At 64.4% G+C, this 16,939-nt stretch carries 16 protein-coding genes and 1 tRNA gene; 2 read left to right on the top strand and 15 right to left on the bottom strand.

The window, feature by feature from the left end:
• Positions 1-6 precede the first annotated feature (6 nt).
• The 15 genes from nuoH to KDW55_RS25825 all read right to left on the bottom strand — a co-directional run bounded on the left by nuoH (position 7) and on the right by KDW55_RS25825 (position 15,200).
• Complete coding sequence (nuoH, locus tag KDW55_RS25895; RefSeq protein WP_040144670.1) at positions 7-1,074, bottom strand: NADH-quinone oxidoreductase subunit NuoH; 1,068 nt, start codon at positions 1,072-1,074, stop codon at positions 7-9.
• Entirely contained in the window at positions 1,075-3,405 is a 2,331-nt protein-coding gene (gene nuoG / locus KDW55_RS25890; RefSeq protein WP_212161588.1) for an NADH-quinone oxidoreductase subunit NuoG, read from the bottom strand.
• A gap of 84 nt (positions 3,406-3,489) precedes the next feature.
• Complete coding sequence (gene nuoF / locus KDW55_RS25885) at positions 3,490-4,800, bottom strand: NADH-quinone oxidoreductase subunit NuoF (protein ID WP_059546425.1); 1,311 nt, start codon at positions 4,798-4,800, stop codon at positions 3,490-3,492.
• Positions 4,797-5,282: an NADH-quinone oxidoreductase subunit NuoE gene (nuoE, locus tag KDW55_RS25880; RefSeq protein WP_040144673.1), complete on the bottom strand. Its 486-nt coding sequence runs from the start codon at positions 5,280-5,282 to the stop codon at positions 4,797-4,799. Before nuoE ends, nuoF begins: the two co-directional genes overlap by 4 nt.
• A 181-nt stretch (positions 5,283-5,463) precedes the next feature.
• Positions 5,464-6,717, bottom strand: coding sequence for an NADH-quinone oxidoreductase subunit D (locus KDW55_RS25875; protein ID WP_212161587.1), 1,254 nt, complete (start codon positions 6,715-6,717; stop codon positions 5,464-5,466).
• Between the two features lie 9 nt (positions 6,718-6,726).
• On the bottom strand, positions 6,727-7,329 hold the full coding sequence (locus KDW55_RS25870) for an NADH-quinone oxidoreductase subunit C (RefSeq protein ID WP_040144675.1): 603 nt from the start codon (positions 7,327-7,329) through the stop codon (positions 6,727-6,729).
• A 21-nt stretch (positions 7,330-7,350) separates the two neighbouring features.
• Positions 7,351-7,830, bottom strand: a complete 480-nt coding sequence (locus KDW55_RS25865; RefSeq protein ID WP_006398799.1) for an NADH-quinone oxidoreductase subunit B — start codon at positions 7,828-7,830, stop codon at positions 7,351-7,353.
• Between the two features lie 62 nt (positions 7,831-7,892).
• Complete coding sequence (locus KDW55_RS25860) at positions 7,893-8,252, bottom strand: NADH-quinone oxidoreductase subunit A (RefSeq protein WP_006398798.1); 360 nt, start codon at positions 8,250-8,252, stop codon at positions 7,893-7,895.
• A gap of 154 nt (positions 8,253-8,406) precedes the next feature.
• A tRNA-Leu gene (locus KDW55_RS25855) sits at positions 8,407-8,491 on the bottom strand.
• A 111-nt stretch (positions 8,492-8,602) separates the two neighbouring features.
• The gene (secG, locus tag KDW55_RS25850) at positions 8,603-8,980 is read right to left on the bottom strand and encodes a preprotein translocase subunit SecG (protein WP_059546424.1); all 378 of its coding nucleotides are present in this window, start codon (positions 8,978-8,980) and stop codon (positions 8,603-8,605) included.
• Between the two features lie 72 nt (positions 8,981-9,052).
• Positions 9,053-9,808 carry a triose-phosphate isomerase gene (gene tpiA / locus KDW55_RS25845; RefSeq protein ID WP_209820858.1) on the bottom strand — a complete coding sequence of 252 codons (756 nt, stop codon included), beginning with the start codon at positions 9,806-9,808 and terminating at the stop codon, positions 9,053-9,055.
• Between the two features lie 138 nt (positions 9,809-9,946).
• Positions 9,947-10,966: an NAD(P)H-quinone oxidoreductase gene (locus KDW55_RS25840; RefSeq protein WP_040145003.1), complete on the bottom strand. Its 1,020-nt coding sequence runs from the start codon at positions 10,964-10,966 to the stop codon at positions 9,947-9,949.
• A 143-nt stretch (positions 10,967-11,109) separates the two neighbouring features.
• Entirely contained in the window at positions 11,110-13,257 is a 2,148-nt protein-coding gene (gene pnp / locus KDW55_RS25835) for a polyribonucleotide nucleotidyltransferase (RefSeq protein ID WP_040144678.1), read from the bottom strand.
• A 294-nt stretch (positions 13,258-13,551) separates the two neighbouring features.
• A complete protein-coding gene (gene rpsO / locus KDW55_RS25830) occupies positions 13,552-13,821 on the bottom strand; it encodes a 30S ribosomal protein S15 (protein ID WP_006398792.1) in 270 nt (89 codons plus the stop codon).
• Positions 13,822-13,940: 119 nt separating this feature from the next.
• Entirely contained in the window at positions 13,941-15,200 is a 1,260-nt protein-coding gene (locus KDW55_RS25825; protein WP_040144679.1) for a branched-chain amino acid ABC transporter substrate-binding protein, read from the bottom strand.
• A gap of 184 nt (positions 15,201-15,384) precedes the next feature.
• On the opposite strand from KDW55_RS25825, the gene KDW55_RS25820 reads away from it, so the two are divergent.
• Both KDW55_RS25820 and KDW55_RS25815 read left to right on the top strand, forming a co-directional pair.
• A complete protein-coding gene (locus KDW55_RS25820) occupies positions 15,385-15,897 on the top strand; it encodes a hypothetical protein (protein ID WP_040144680.1) in 513 nt (170 codons plus the stop codon).
• A gap of 394 nt (positions 15,898-16,291) precedes the next feature.
• Entirely contained in the window at positions 16,292-16,933 is a 642-nt protein-coding gene (locus KDW55_RS25815; RefSeq protein ID WP_040144681.1) for a carbonic anhydrase, read from the top strand.
• Positions 16,934-16,939 lie beyond the last annotated feature (6 nt).

The following is a 16,939-nucleotide window of genomic DNA, read 5'->3' as shown; positions in this document are numbered from 1 at the left end:
CGATCTTTACTTCACCCAGATGTTGAGCGGCGACATCATCCAGAAGCCGACCACGACCACCCAGATCACCGTGACGGGCAGGAACACCTTCCAGCCCAGGCGCATGATCTGGTCGTAACGGTAGCGCGGGAACGTCGCGCGGACCCAGATGAACACCGACAGCAGCGCAAATACCTTCAGCACCAGCCAGAAGATGCCCGGAATGAACGACAGGAATTCGAACGGTGCGTCCCAGCCGCCGAGGAACAGCGTCGCGGCCAGCGCCGAGATCACGATCATGTTGATGTACTCGGCGAGGAAGAACAGCGCGAACGCCATGCCCGAGTAATCGATCATGTGACCTGCGACGATCTCCGACTCCCCTTCCACCACGTCGAACGGGTGACGGTTCGTTTCGGCGATGCCGGACACGAAGTAGACGACGAACGCCGGCAGGAGCGGCAGCCAGTTCCACGACAGGAAGTTCACGCCGTGGCCGGCGAAGAAGCCGTGCTGCTGCGAGCCGACGATTTCCGACAGGTTCAGGCTGCCTGCCGTCATCAGCACGAGCACCAGCGCGAAGCCCATCGAGATTTCGTACGACACCATCTGCGCCGCGGCGCGCATCGCGCCGAGGAACGCGTACTTCGAGTTCGACGCCCAGCCGGCGAGAATCACCGCGTACACGCCGATCGACGAGATCGCCATCGCATACAGCAGCCCCGCGTTCACGTTCGCGAGCACGGCTTCGGCCTGGAACGGAATCACGGCCCACACGGCGAACGCCGGCACGACCGTCATGATCGGTGCGATCAGGTACAGCCAGCGGCTGGCGGCCGTCGGCTGAATGACTTCCTTCAGCAGCAGCTTCAGCACGTCGGCGATCGGCTGCAGCAGGCCGGCAGGGCCGACGCGGTTCGGGCCGAGACGCACGTGCATCCAGCCGATCAGCTTGCGCTCCCACAGAATCAGGTACGCGACGCACAGCAGGATCACGACGGCGACGACGAGAATGCGCACGAGCGCCCACACCGTCGGCCATGCGACGCCGAGAAGCTGGGCTCCGCCCGCGTTGATCGTATCGAACAAGCTCATTTACGCCTTCTCCACCACCAGTTCACCGGACAGGCTGCCGAGCGCTGCGCCGGCAGGCGTTGCCGCCGACACGCGAACGACCGTCTCCGCAAGATTCGCGTCGCGCACGGCCGGCAACTGCACCGCACGCTCGCCCTGGCGCACGCGCACTGCGTCGCCTTCCTTCAAGCCCAGCTTGTCGAACAGCGCGGCCGGCAGGGCTGCGGCGTTCGCCGCCTTCGCGGCCGCCGTCAGGTGCAGCGCACCTGCGCGGCGCACGAGCGCGTCGGCGTGATAGATCGGTACATCGGCGAGGCGCTCGAAGCTGCCGTTCGCGGCAGCTGCCGCGACGCGGGCCGGCGCGACCGGCGTCCGGTTCGACAGGCGGTTCGCGACACCTGCGTCGCCGAGCGCCGCCAGACGCACTTCTTCGGCCGTCTCGTATTCGAAGTTCGGCAGGCCGAGCAGGCTGCCGAGCACGCGCAGCACCTTCCAGGCCGGACGCGTGTCGCCGAGCGGGCGCACGACGCCGTTGAAGCTCTGCACGGTGCCTTCGGCGTTGACGAACGTACCGGCCGTCTCCGTGAACGGCGCGATCGGCAGCAGCACGTCGGCGTAATCGAGGCCGTGCTTGAACGGCGACATCACGACGACCATTTCAGCCTGGTTCAGCGCGGCAAGCGCCTGCACAGGATCTGCCGTGTCGAATTCCGGTTCGACGTTCAGCAGCACGTAGCCCTTGCGCGGCTGCGCGAACGCTTCGCGTGCGTTCAGGCCGCCTTCGCCCGGCAATGTGCCGACGACGTGCGCGCCGACCGTGTTCGCCGCTTCGGTCAGGAAACCGAACGTGGCGCCGGTGTTGTCGGCGATCCACTGCGCGACGGCGTGCAGCTTCGAGAATTGCGGATGACGAACCGCGACGTTGCCGAGCAGCACTGCGCGGCGCTCGCCATTCGCGAGCGATTGCGCGACCGCCTGTGCGGCAGCCGATGCGGTGACGCCCGCGAGGGCATCCGGCAGCGCGACGCCACGCAGTTGCGCGACGGCCGCGGCGATGCCCGCCAGTTCGTCGAGCCATGCCGACGGAGCGGCGACGATGCGCTGCGCGGTCGGGATCAGCGAGTCGTCGGCGCTCGCATGCAGGAAGTGCAGCTTCGCGCCGTTCTTCGCAGCCTGACGCAGGCGTGCCGCGAACAGCGGGTGGTCGCGGCGCAGGAACGACCCGACAACGAACGCGGCATCCACGTTCGACAGTTCGGCGATCGGCATCCCGAGCCACGGTGCACCCTGGACCGGTGCGGAGAAATCCTGCTGACGCAGACGGAAGTCGACGTTCGGCGTCTTCAGTTCGTTGGCGAGCTGCTTCACGAGGAACAGCTCTTCAGCGGTGCTGTGCGCGCTCGCGAGCATCGCCAGCGCGTTCGCGCCGTGATCCGCAGCGATGCCCTTCAGGCCCTTCGCGACATATTCGAGCGCGGTCTGCCAGTCGGTTTCGATCCACTGGCCGCCCTGCTTCAGCATCGGCTTCGTCAGGCGCTCTTCGCTGTTCAGGCCTTCGTACGAGAAACGATCCTTGTCGGAGATCCAGCATTCGTTGATCGCTTCGTTCTCGAACGGCAGCACGCGCATCACGCGGTTGTTCTTCACCTGCACGACGAGGTTCGCGCCGACCGAATCGTGCGGGCTCACCGACTTGCGGCGCGACAGTTCCCACGTGCGGGCGCTGTAGCGGAACGGCTTGCTGGTCAGCGCGCCAACCGGGCACAGGTCGATCATGTTGCCCGACAGCTCGGAGTCGACCGTCTTGCCGACGAACGTCGTGATTTCCGAGTGCTCCCCGCGGCCCAGCATGCCGAGCTCCATCACGCCGGCAATTTCCTGGCCAAAGCGGACGCAGCGCGTGCAGTGGATGCAGCGCGACATTTCTTCCATCGAGATCAGCGGGCCCACGTTCTTGTGGAACACCACGCGCTTTTCTTCCGAGTAGCGCGACGACGACTTGCCGTAGCCGACCGCCAGATCCTGCAGCTGGCATTCGCCGCCCTGATCGCAGATCGGGCAGTCGAGCGGGTGGTTGATGAGGAGGAATTCCATCACCGACTGCTGCGCCTTCACGGCCTTGTCGGACTGCGTGCGCACGATCATGCCGGCCGACACGGGCGTCGCGCAGGCAGGCACGGCCTTCGGCATCTTCTCGACTTCGACGAGACACATCCGGCAGTTGGCCGCGACCGACAGTTTCTTGTGATAGCAGAAGTGAGGAATGTACGTATCCGCCTTGTGCGCAGCCTGGATCACCATGCTGCCTTCGGGCACCTCGACCTTCTTGCCGTCTATTTCAAGTTCAACCATGATGGTGAATGGTCCTTAACCTATTTCCGCCCGTTCGCGCCTTGGCCCGACCGTGCGCTCAAATTCCGCAACCGGTGCTTCGCTTCAGGCTGCCGCCGCGTGCGCATGGCCGCCGACCATGCAGTGCTTGTGCTCGACGTGGTACGCGAATTCGTCCCAATAATGCTTGAGCATCCCGCGCACCGGCATCGCCGCCGCATCGCCGAGCGCGCAGATCGTGCGGCCCATGATGTTCTCGGCAACCGAGTTCAGCAGGTCCAGATCTTCCTGACGCCCTTCGCCGTGCTCGATACGGTTCACGACGCGATACAGCCAGCCGGTGCCTTCGCGGCACGGCGTGCACTGGCCGCACGATTCCTCGTAGTAGAAGTACGACAGGCGCAGCAGCGAACGCACCATGCAGCGCGTCTCGTCCATCACGATCACCGCGCCGGAGCCGAGCATCGAGCCCGCCTTCGCGATCGAGTCGTAATCGAGATCGGTCTGCATCATGATGTCGCCCGGGATCACCGGCGCCGACGATCCGCCCGGAATCACGGCCTTGATCTTGCGGCCGCCGCGCATCCCGCCGGCGAGCTCCATCAGCGTCGCGAACGGCGTGCCGAGCGGCACTTCGTAGTTGCCCGGACGCTCGACGTCGCCGGACACCGAGAAGATCTTCGTGCCGCCGTTGTTCGGCTTGCCGATCTCGAGGTAATTCTGCGGCCCGATGGCCAGCAGGAACGGCACCGCGGCGAACGTCTCGGTGTTGTTGATCGTGGTCGGCTTGCCGTATACGCCGAAGCTCGCCGGGAACGGCGGCTTGAAGCGCGGCTGGCCCTTCTTGCCTTCGAGCGACTCGAGCAGCGCCGTTTCCTCGCCGCAGATGTACGCGCCGTAGCCGTGGTGCGCATGCAGCTGGAACGAGAATTCCGAGCCCATGATGTTGTCGCCGAGGAAACCTGCGGCGCGCGCTTCATCCAGCGCGGCCTCGAAGCGTCGATACACTTCGAAGATTTCGCCGTGGATGTAGTTGTAGCCGACGGTAATGCCCATCGCGTACGCGCCGATGGCCATCCCTTCGATCAGCGCATGCGGGTTCCAGCGCAGGATGTCGCGATCCTTGAACGTGCCGGGCTCGCCTTCGTCGGAGTTGCAGACGAGGTATTTTTGCCCCGGGAACTGGCGCGGCATGAAGCTCCACTTCAGGCCGGTCGGAAAGCCCGCACCGCCGCGGCCGCGCAGGCCCGACGCCTTCACGTCGGCGATCACCTGCTCCGGCGGAATCTTTTCTTCGAGAATGCGGCGCAGTTGCTTGTAGCCGCCGCGCGCAACGTAATCTTCGAGATGCCAGTTCTCGCCGTTCAGACCAGCGAGGATCAACGGTTTGATGTGACGGTCGTGGAGGGACGTCATTTCGAAAGCTCCTCAAGCAGCTGGTCGATCTTCTCGCGGCTCATGAAGCTGCACATTCTGTGATTGTTCACCAGCAGCACCGGTGCATCGCCGCACGAGCCCATGCATTCGCCTTCCTTCAGCGTGAACTTGCCGTCGGGCGTGGTCTCGCCGAAGTCGATGCCCAGCTTCTGTTTCAGGTACTCGGCCGTCGCTTCCGCGCCGCCGTGCGGCCCGAGCTGGCACGGCAGGTTCGTGCAGAGCGTGATCTTGTGCTTGCCGACCGGTTTGAGCTCGTACATCGTGTAGAACGTCGCGACTTCCTGCACGGCGACGGCCGGCATGCCGAGATAGTCCGCGACGAACTGCATCAGTTCGGGCGACAGCCAGCCGTGCTCTTCCTGAGCGACGGCCAACGCCGACATCACGGCGGACTGTTTCTGATCGGCGGGATACTTCGTCAACGCTCGATCGATTTCCTTCAGGCCTTCAGCTGAGATCATTTTCAGACACGACTCTTTCAATTCCTACCGAACGAACAACCTGCCGCACTGCTGTGCATGGACGGCAGACCTGGCGCTCACTGTTGACAGCTTGCGAAGCCGCGCCGGTTCAGCGCATACCGCAGGTGACTTCGCGTGTGACTTACCGCTCGCCGCCCGGAGCAAACGGGCGGCGCAACCATTAGCGATCGATTTCGCCGAACACGATGTCCTGCGTACCGATGATCGTGACGGCGTCGGCAATCATGTGACCGCGCGCCATTTCGTCGAGCGACGCGAGATGTGCGAAGCCCGGCGCGCGAATCTTGAGACGATACGGCTTGTTTGCACCATCCGACACGAGGTAGATGCCGAACTCGCCCTTCGGGTGCTCGACGGCCGCGTAAGTTTCGCCTTCCGGCACGTGAAAACCTTCGGTGAAGAGCTTGAAGTGGTGAATCAAGTCTTCCATGTTGGTTTTCATGCCGACGCGCGACGGCGGCGCAACCTTGTGATTGTCGGTCATCACCGGGCCCGGATTCTTGCGGAGCCACTCAATACACTGTTTCGCGATCCGGACCGACTGGCGCATTTCTTCGACGCGCACCAGATAGCGGTCGTAGCAATCGCCGTTCACGCCGACCGGCACGTCGAAATCCATGCGGTCGTACACTTCGTACGGCTGCTTCTTGCGCAGGTCCCACGCGATGCCGGAGCCGCGCAGCATCGGGCCCGTCAGGCCCATCTGCAGCGCACGTTCCGGGCTCACGACGCCGATCCCGACCAGACGCTGCTTCCAGATCCGGTTTTCGGTCAGCAGCGTTTCGTATTCGTCGATGCACTTCGGGAAACGCGTGAAGAAATCGTCGATGAAGTCGAGCACCGAGCCGCTGCGCGCTTCGTTCATCTTCGCGAGCGCTTTCTCGTTGCGAATCTTCGACGCCTTGTATTGCGGCATTGCGTCAGGCAGGTCGCGATAGACGCCGCCCGGGCGGTAGTACGCAGCGTGCATCCGCGCGCCGGACACCGCTTCGTACACGTCCATCAAGTCCTCGCGCTCCCGGAATGCGTACAGGAACACCGCCATCGCGCCGACGTCGAGTGCGTGCGCGCCAATCCACATCAGGTGGTTCAGCACGCGCGTGATTTCGTCGAACAGCACGCGGATGTACTGCGCACGCTCCGGCACTTCGATGCCGAGCAGCTTTTCGATCGCGAGTACGTAGCCGTGCTCGTTGACCATCATCGACACGTAGTCGAGGCGGTCCATGTACGGCACGGACTGGATGAACGTCTTGTTTTCCGCGAGCTTTTCAGTCGCGCGGTGCAGCAGGCCGATGTGCGGATCGGCACGCTGGATCACTTCGCCGTCGAGCTCGAGCACGAGGCGCAGCACACCGTGCGCTGCCGGGTGCTGCGGGCCGAAGTTGAGGGTGTAGTTCTTGATTTCTGCCATGACGCCCCCTTAATGTTTCAGACCGCCATAGCGATCCTCGCGGATCACGCGCGGCGTGATTTCGCGCGGCTCGATCGTCACCGGCTGGTAGACGACACGCTTCTCTTCCGGGTCGTAACGCATTTCGACGTAGCCCGACACCGGGAAGTCCTTGCGGAACGGATGGCCGATGAAGCCGTAGTCGGTGAGAATGCGGCGCAGGTCGGGGTGACCCTCGAACACGAGGCCGTACAGATCGAACGCTTCGCGCTCGTACCAGTTCGCGGACGTCCAGATGTCGACGAGCGACGCAACGATCGGCAGATCGTCGTCCGGCGCGAACACGCGCACGCGCAGGCGCCAGTTGTTCGTGACCGACAACAGCTGCGACACGGCCGCGAAACGGGGGCCGTCGTACGCGCCGTCGCCGTATGTCTGGTAGTCGACGCCGCACAGGTCGATCAGTTGCTCGAAACGGAGCTTCGGATCGTCGCGCAGCGTCTTTGCGACTTCGAGGTAATCGCTCGCCTTCACGACGAGCGTCAGTTCACCGATCGCTTCGGTGAGGCTCACCACGCGCGCGCCGAGCGCGGCTTCGAGGTTGGCCTTGAGGGTCTCGATTTTGCTTGCCATATTGAGGGGACGCTCGGGGCTTTATTGACGGGCGATGGTGTTGGTGCGGCGGATCTTCGCCTGAAGCTGGATCACGCCATAGACCAGCGCCTCGGCCGTGGGCGGGCAGCCCGGCACGTAGACGTCGACCGGCACGATCCGGTCGCAGCCGCGGACCACCGAGTACGAGTAGTGGTAGTAACCACCGCCGTTCGCGCACGACCCCATCGAGATCACCCAGCGCGGCTCGGCCATCTGGTCGTACACGCGGCGCAGCGCAGGCGCCATCTTGTTGCACAGCGTGCCGGCCACGATCATCACGTCCGACTGACGCGGACTCGGGCGAAACACCACGCCGAACCGGTCCAGGTCGTAACGGGCGGCGCCCGCATGCATCATCTCGACGGCGCAACACGCGAGCCCGAACGTCATCGGCCACAGCGAGCCGGTACGCGTCCAGTTGATCAGCTTGTCAGCCGTCGTGGTGACAAACCCTTCCTTCAAGACCCCTTCGATACTCATTTGCTTTCCACTCCAGACGAGCGACCCAGCGTGGCCGCCCATGCAAACCGGCGATTAACCCATCACTCCCAGTCGAGGCCGCCTTTCTTCCAGATATAGGCAAAGCCCAGCAGGAATTCGAGCAGAAAAATCATCATTGCGATGAAACCCGGCCAGCCGATGTCCCGGAGCGCGACGCCCCACGGAAACAGGAATGCGGTTTCGAGATCGAAGATGATGAACAGGATGGCGACGAGGTAGTACCGGACGTCGAATTTCATCCGGGCGTCTTCAAAGGCTTCGAAGCCGCACTCGTACGGTGCGTTCTTCTCGACGTCCGGCTTGTTGGGACCGAGGAGCTTGCCGATGCTGACCAGCGCTATACCTAAACCAGTGCCCACGAGGAGGAACAACAAGACGGGGTAATAGGCTGCGAGGTTCAAGGCAATCCTCTATCGGTTGGTTCTGAGCGTCCGGAGAATACCACTTCCGGCGGAAGGAATCATTTCGGAGTGCAGGCGATCACAAGACAATCGCAAGACACACCCCACAAATGAAAAATGCCAGCCACTAGAAGCGGCTGGCATTGAGTAACTTTGGTGCCGACGGCGAGACTCGAACTCGCACAGCTTTCGCCACTACCCCCTCAAGATAGCGTGTCTACCAATTTCACCACGTCGGCACTGCATGCAACTCGGGTCGTACTGCTCGTTTCCCGCGAATCGCTTCAAGAATTAAATTCTAACCCGAGTTCCAGATTTGTTCAACGCACAAACGCAAAAATTTGAACTTTTTATTTCGGGACGTCCTGGCTCGGCGCGCTCGCTGCCGAGCCGGCGGCAGCAGACGCCGCGACGGCCGGAGCCGACGCTGCAGACGACGCTGCCGGCGCGGTCGCCGCCGTGGCGAGCACGCCCGCCGACGGCGTCGACTTGTACGAACCGAGGTACGTCAGCGCGAGCGTCGCGACGAAGAAGATCGTCGCGAGAATGCCCGTCGTGCGCGACAGGAAGTTCGCCGAGCCCGTCGCACCGAACAGGCTGCCCGACGCGCCGCTGCCGAATGCGGCGCCCATGTCGGCACCCTTGCCGTGCTGCAGCAGCACGAGCCCGATCACACCCAGCGCAGACAGCACCTGCACGACAATAATCAGCGTCTTGAATAACAGCATCACACCCACCCGATTGGATCAGGCGACCGGACCGACCGGCCGCCATCATGGTTCAATTCGATCGCGGACCGCTCAACGCGCGGCCCGGCAGATCGCCAGGAAATCTTCCGCCTTCAGCGACGCGCCGCCGATCAGGCCGCCGTCGATGTCCGGCTGCGAGAACAGCTCTTCCGCGTTGTCCGGCTTCACGCTGCCGCCGTATAGCACGGACACGTGCTCCGCCCCCTTCGCCGCGAGACGCGCACGCAGGAATGCGTGCACGTCCTGCGCCTGCGCCGACGTCGCGCTCTTGCCCGTGCCGATCGCCCACACCGGCTCGTAGGCAACGACGATGCGAGCCGCTTCTTCGGCGCTCAGCACCGCGAGCACCGCGTCGAGCTGCGCGCCGACCACCTGCTCGGTCGTGCCGGCTTCGCGCTCGTCGAGCGTTTCGCCAACGCACACGACGGGCGTGAGGCCTGCCGCAAGCGCGCGCTGCGCCTTCGCGGCGACCGTTTCGTTGCGCTCGCCGTGATACGCGCGACGCTCCGAGTGACCGACGATCGCATACTGCGCGCCGAACTCCGCAACCATCGCGGCTGCGACCTCGCCGGTGAATGCGCCCTGCTCGTGCGCGGACACGTCCTGCGCACCGAACGCGACGCGGCCGCCGCCGAGCTGCGCCTGAACCTGCGCGAGATACGGGAACGGCACGCACACGCCGATCGACGTTTCCGCCGCCACCGCACCTGCGCCCTGCACCACTTCGTTCAGCAGCGCCTGGTTGCCGGCCAGCCGGCCGTGCATCTTCCAGTTGCCGATCACTCGCTTTGTTCGTTGTTTCGACATCGTGTCTGTCTCGTCACTATCTTGTCATTAACGCGCCGGAGCCCGGCCGTCAGGTTGGATCTGGCGAAGCAAACCCGCGATTTTACTGCGCGTGCGTTGAACCGGTCAAACCGCGCATGTCAAGCCCGCCGCGCGCCGTCACGCGTTCTTACCCCAATCGAGCACGATCTTGCCGATGTGCTCGCCGCTTTCCATCAACGCATGCGCCTGAGCGGCCTCGCCGGCCGGTAGTACTCGGTAGATCACCGGCTTGATGCGCCCGTCCTCGAGCAGCGGCCACACGCGCGCCTTCAGCTGCGCGGCGATCCGCGCCTTGAATTCGACCGGTCGCGGGCGCAGCGTCGAGCCGGTGACGGTCAGCCGGCGGCGCAGGATCTCGTTCAGGTTGACCTCGGCCTTCGCGCCGCCGAGCAGCGCGATCAGCACGAGACGGCCGCCATCCGCCAGTGCGGACAGCTCGCGCGGTACGTACGAGCCCGCGACCATGTCGAGAATCACGTCGACGCCGCGATCGTGCGTCAACGACTTGACGACCTCGACGAAGTCTTCGGTTTTATAGTTGATCGCACGCTCGGCGCCGAGCGCCTCGCATGCGCGGCACTTGTCTTCGTTCCCGGCCGTCGCGAACACGCGAAAGCCGAGCGCATGCGCGATCTGGATTGCCGTCACGCCGATCCCGCTCGAGCCGCCCTGCACGAGGAGCGTTTCGTGCTCGCCGCCTTCGCCCGCGCCGAGCAGCGCACGGTCGAACACGTTGCTCCACACGGTGAAGAACGTCTCGGGCAGCGATGCGGCTTCGATGTCGGTGAGGCTGCCGGGCACCGGCAGGCATTGCGGCAGCGGCGCGACCGCATACTCGGCGTAGCCGCCGCCCGCGAGCAGCGCACAGACGCGATCGCCGAGCCTCAGGCCGAACGGGTTCAACGCGGCATCCGACAGGTCGCCGCCGACGATCTCGCCCGCGACCTCCAGGCCCGGCAGATCCGACGCACCCGGCGGCGGCGCATACGCGCCCTTGCGCTGGAATACGTCCGGCCGGTTGACGCCGGAAGCCGCCACCTTGATCAACACTTCTCCGCGCTTCGGTTCCGGGCGCGGACGCTCGGCGAGCTTCAACACGTCGGGGGCGCCGAATTCGGTGATTTCGATGGCTTTCATGGGAATTCGCTCCAGAATCGGAATCGGGAGACGCACCGTGCGTCGCACGGTCGCGCCGCCGACGCTGCTGCGTCGCACAACGATGCTACAGAAAAAACGGCCGGCACGCTTTCGCACTGCCGGCCGTTCTCACGCCTGCCCGCTTACTGCTGCGGCGGCGTATCCGACTGCGAAGCCGCCGCTGCTTCGTTCAGCAGCGCCTTCGCCGACAGACGGACGCGCCCCTTCTCGTCCGTCTGGATCACCTTGACCTTCACCTGCTGACCTTCCTTCAGGTAGTCGTTGATGTCCTTCACGCGTTCGTTGACGATTTCCGAGATGTGCAGCAGGCCGTCCTTGCCCGGCAGCAGGTTCACGATCGCGCCGAAATCGAGCAGCTTGAGCACCGTGCCTTCGTACACCTGGCCAACTTCGATCTCGGCCGTGATCTGCTCGATGCGCTTCTTCGCTTCGGCCATGCCTTCGCTGCTCGTGCTCGCGATCGTCACGACGCCGTCGTCCGAGATGTCGATGGTCGTGCCGGTTTCTTCCGTCAGCGCACGGATCACCGAACCGCCCTTGCCGATCACGTCGCGGATCTTTTCCGGGTTGATCTTGATCGTGATCATCCGCGGTGCAAATTCCGACAGCTGCGTGTTCGCGCCCGAGACCGCCGAGGTCATCTTGCCGAGGATGTGCATGCGGCCTTCCTTCGCCTGCGCGAGCGCGACCTGCATGATTTCCTTCGTGATGCCCTGGATCTTGATGTCCATCTGCAGCGCCGTCACGCCGTGCTCCGTGCCGGCCACCTTGAAGTCCATGTCGCCGAGGTGATCTTCGTCGCCGAGGATGTCGGTCAGCACCGCAAATTTGTTGCCTTCGAGAATCAGGCCCATTGCGATACCGGCGACGTGCGCCTTCATCGGCACGCCGGCGTCCATCAGCGCGAGGCAGCCGCCGCACACCGATGCCATCGACGACGAACCGTTCGACTCGGTGATTTCCGACACGACGCGGATCGAGTAGCCGAATTCGTCGGCGCTCGGCAGGCACTTGACCAGCGCCCGCTTGGCCAGCCGGCCATGGCCGATTTCGCGGCGCTTCGGCGAGCCCACGCGACCCGTTTCGCCGGTTGCGAACGGAGGCATGTTGTAGTGAAGCATGAAGCGCTCGCGGTATTCGCCTTCGAGCGCGTCGATGATCTGTTCGTCACCCTTCGTGCCAAGCGTCGCGACGACGAGCGCCTGCGTTTCGCCGCGCGTGAACAGCGCGGAACCGTGCGTGCGCGGCAGCACGCCGGTGCGGATCTCGATCGGGCGCACGGTGCGCGTGTCGCGACCGTCGATGCGCGGCTCGCCGTTCAGGATCTGCGAACGCACGATCTTCGCTTCGATGTCGAACAGGATGTTGCCGACGGTGGCCTTGTCGGCCGCAACCGTGCCGGCCGCCAGCGCTTCTTCCTCGAGCTTCGCCGAAGTCGCCGCGTAGACTTCCTTCAGCTTGGTCGAGCGCGCCTGCTTGTCGCGCAGCTGATAAGCCGCGAGCAGGTCGGCGTGCGCCAGTTCCGTCACGCGTGCGATCAGCGCCTCGTTCTTCGGCGCCGGTTGCCAGTCCCACTCCGGCTTGCCGCCTTCGCGCACGAGTTCGTGGATCGCGTCGATCGCGATCTGCATCTGCTCGTGGCCGAACACGACCGCGCCCAGCATCACGTCTTCCGGCAGTTGGTCGGCTTCCGATTCGACCATCAGCACGGCACGCTCCGTGCCTGCGACGACGAGGTCGAGGCGCGACGCCTTGAGCTGTTCACGCGTCGGGTTCAGCACGTACGCGTTGTCGATGTATGCGACGCGCGCGGCACCGACCGGGCCGTTGAACGGCAGGCCCGACACGGCGAGCGCGGCCGATGCACCGATTAGCGCGGGGATGTCCGCCGGGATTTCCGGGTTCACGGACAGCACGTGGATCACGACCTGGACTTCGTTGTAGAAGCCTTCCGGGAACAGCGGGCGCAGCGGACGGTCGATCAGGCGCGACGTCAGCGTCTCGTGTTCCGACGGGCGGCCTTCGCGACGGAAGAAGCCGCCGGGGATCTTGCCGGCCGAGTAGGTCTTTTCGAGGTAGTCGACGGTCAGCGGGAAGAAATCCTGACCCGGCTTCGCCGACTTCGCGCCGACGACGGTTGCCAGCACGACGGTGTCTTCCACGTCGACGATCACGGCACCGCTCGCCTGACGGGCGACTTCACCGGTTTCGAGGCGCACCTTGTGCTGGCCCCACTGGAATTCCTTCACGACCTTGTTGAACATGGACATGGTTGCTCCTTTGAATTCATTCATTTCATTCGCCGCCCGGGCCATCCCGCGCGGCGGCGTCCCGACCGAATCACCCGGAGCAAGGTGTGTTTTTTATGCCATTCCAGCGCGGCGCTCGACGAGCGGCAGCGCGCTGGAATGACACAAATCCCGACCCCGGTATCAGCCGTTCCGGCAGCCCGGCACCCACGTGCCGGACGACCTGCGGTGCGCGTGACGCTACGCACCGCGCAAAAACAAAATGCCTGCATCAGCGGACTGACACAGGCATCTTGCTGGCGGCAATCGCCTCGATTACTTACGCAGACCCAGCTTCTCGATCAGCGCGCGGTAACGGTCGGCATCCTTGCCCTTGAGGTAGTCGAGCAGCTTGCGACGGCGGCTCACCATGCGCAGCAGGCCGCGGCGGCTGTGGTGGTCCTTCGCGTGGGTCTTGAAGTGACCCGTCAGTTCGACGATACGTGCGGTCAGCAGTGCGACCTGGACTTCGGGCGAACCCGTGTCGTTGGTACCGCGGGCGAACTGAGCAACGACTTCCGACTTCTTGATATCTGCAACAGACATGTGATTTCCTTGATTTCCTACTGGCTAACTGAACACGCGGACACGGAAGAATGGCCGTGCCGTGACTTACAACCGGCGGGCATTGTAGCACAACTGCACGCCGTTCCTACCGGCCGCTGTCACGGGCGCGTCATCGAGCACGTCGACGGCATCTGCGTGCGTTGCGCGGGCACCGCCAGCACCGTGCGAAAGCCATAGCCCGAACCTTCGTTGTCGAACCGCACGCCCGGCGTGCCGGCCTTGTCCATTTCCATCACATAAAGGGGCTGGATCAACTGATGGTCCTGCGCGCGCATCGTCGACGCATGAAAGCCGTCGTCGAACGCCAGCCCTTCCAGCGCACGTGCAACCGCGACAGGGTCGGCCGACCCGGCCCGGTTCATCGCGGTGGCAAGCATTTCGATCATCAGGCTCATCCGCCGCACCGGATAGTCGTCCTGCGCAGCCGGGAAACGGGTCCGGAACGCCCGATAGAACGCGTCCGACTGTGCACCGCCCGCGTTCGGATGCCAGTCCGCGACCGCCACTACCCGCCCGACGCCGGCGTCGCCCAGGGCGGCCGGCGCGCCGAGGCTGTTGCCGTAAAACGTGTAGAACTTCGCGTTCAACCCCTGCTCGCGCGCGGCCTTCACAAGCAGCGTGAGATCGTTGCCCCAGTTGCCGGTCACGACCGCGTCCGCGCCGCTCGCCCGGATTTTCGCGACGTACGGCGAGAAATCCTTGATGCGGCCGATCGGATGGAATTCGTCGCCGGCGATCGTCACGTCGGGACGCCGCTCGGCGAGCGCCTGCCGCGCCAGCGCGCTGACGTCGTGACCGAAGCTGTAGTCCTGGTTCAGCAGATAGACCTTGCGCAACGCACGATCGCGCGCCATCACGTCCGCGAGCGCGGCCATCCGCATCCCGGCGTGCGCGTCGAAGCGGAAATGCCAGAAGCTGCAGCGCGCGCCGGTCAGCGCCGGATCGTCGGCCGAATAGTTGACGAACAGCATCCGGCTGTCCGGGTTGCGCGCGTTCAGCTTGTCGAGCGCCGCGACGAGCGCGGCAGCCACCGCCGAGCTGTTGCCCTGCGCGACGAAGCCGATGTGCCGGTCCGCCGCTGCGCGCAGCTGCACGAGCGCCTCTTCCGGGCTGCCCTTGCTGTCGAGCACGACCAGCTCGAGCGGATGCACGCCGTCGCGCAGCTTCACGCCGCCCGCCGCATTGATCTTCTCGATGCCGAAGCGCAGGTTGCGCTCGACCGCGGCGCCCGCGTTCGCGAACGGGCCCGACATCCCTTCGATCAGCGCGATCCGCACCGGCTCGCCGGCCGCGAACGCGGACGACGCCATCATCCATCCGGCACTCAATGCGAGCGCGCATCGTTTCCACAACTGCATCGGCCACCTGTCTTCAATCTGTCCGGGAAGCGCGGATCATAGGCCGTCGTCGCCGGCGCCCGCAAGCATCGCGCTGCACGACACGCCGCGCGTGATCCGCACCGATTTTTGCGGCAGGATGCACGGCTACGCGCCGTCCGTGATACAACTGAGCGGTCAGCGAATTCTAGTTCTGGAGAATCCCATGCGCATTCGCATTTCCGTGCGCCTGCCGGTGCTGGCCGCCTGCGCGGCGGCGCTGCTTGCCGGCTGCGCACAACCGTGGCAGCAATACCAGGCCGGTCAGGACGAGTCGGCGATCGTCGCGCGCATGGGGCCGCCGCGCGAGATCTACGATCTGCCCGGAGGCGGCAAGCGCCTGATGTGGCCGACCCAGCCGATGGGCGAGATCACGATCGCGGCCGACGTCGACGCGAGCCACCGGATCGTCAACGTGCGCCAGGTGCTGCAGCCGAGCGAGTTCTATCGCGCGGAGATTGGCAAGTGGACCAAGACGGACGTGCTCGTGAACTTCGGCCGCCCGGTCGAGACGTCCTACTTCCCGTTGATGAAGCGCGAGGTGTGGACCTACCGGTACCTCGAAGACAACGTCTGGTACATGATGTACAGCTTCTACTTCGATCCGCAGGGCATCCTGCGCACTACCCAGAAAACGCCGGATCCGCTGCACGACCCCGATCGTCGCAATCTGTTCTGATCGCGGGATTGCGCATTTACGCGCAATTTTCACAATGGCCATTTACGAATTGTTGCGTAAATGGCCATTTCTTATTTCCCGTCATTTTCGATTAAGCGGCAATGCGGCGCGGTAATGCTTTCCGGCCGATGCCGCCCGCGCAACAGTCACTTCGCCCGATTCCCCGGCCCGCGCGGGCTGGCCCGAAACAGGCACTCGCCATACATGTCATGCGTTCGATTGGTGCATGCGATGCACCGCGCCCGATCGACTTGAAACAATTTGTATCAGTAACCCCGAATGCTAGGGCATACCCCTAATATCAGTCGAAATTGAACCTTTCAATTTAGAAAGCATCCTATTGCTCCCCTTCGTCCGGTTTTCATTTATTTGTTTCAACCAGAAAGGAGTCCTCATGAACCGTCCCAAGAGCATGCTGGTTGCCAATATCGCGTGGGCCCGGGAGACGCGCGAACATACGCCCGGCTTCTTCGACGCGCTCGCGCGCGGCCAGAATCCGCGCGTGCTGTGGATCGGCTGCTCGGACAGCCGCGTGCCGGCTGAAACCATCACGCACAGCGTGCCCGGCGAGTTGTTCGTCCATCGCAATATCGCGAACCTGTTCCATCCCGACGACGACAATTCCGCAAGCGTGCTCGAGTACGCCGTGCGCGTACTCGAGGTCGACCATGTGATCGTGTGCGGTCACTACGGCTGTGGGGGCGTACGCGCGTCGTTGCTGCCGCCGCCGGCCGACCTGCCGCACGTTGCGCGGCGCATCGCGCCGCTCTGCGGGCTTGCGCGCCGCCATCGCGACGCGCTCGACGGCCTCGACGACATCGCTGCCGCCGACCGGCTGGCCGAACTCAACGTGCTCGAGCAGGTGCGGCTGCTGCGCGCATCGCCGATCGTGCAGGGCCGCCAGCGGCCGCCGCTCGTCCACGGCTGGATCTTCTCGCTTGCCGACGGCCGTCTGAAGGAGCTGGACTCCGGCTACACCGCGCCGCCTGTCGAAACCGAGCCGGAACAGCTTGCCGCGGCCGCCGCGCTCGACTGATCCACA

Origin of the sequence: Burkholderia sp. AU19243, from assembly GCF_018148075.1 — a bacterium.
Lineage (GTDB): Bacteria > Pseudomonadota > Gammaproteobacteria > Burkholderiales > Burkholderiaceae > Burkholderia > Burkholderia latens_A.
The sequence above is the reverse complement of the archived record's forward strand: the minus strand, read 5'-3'. Positions and strand labels throughout refer to the sequence as shown.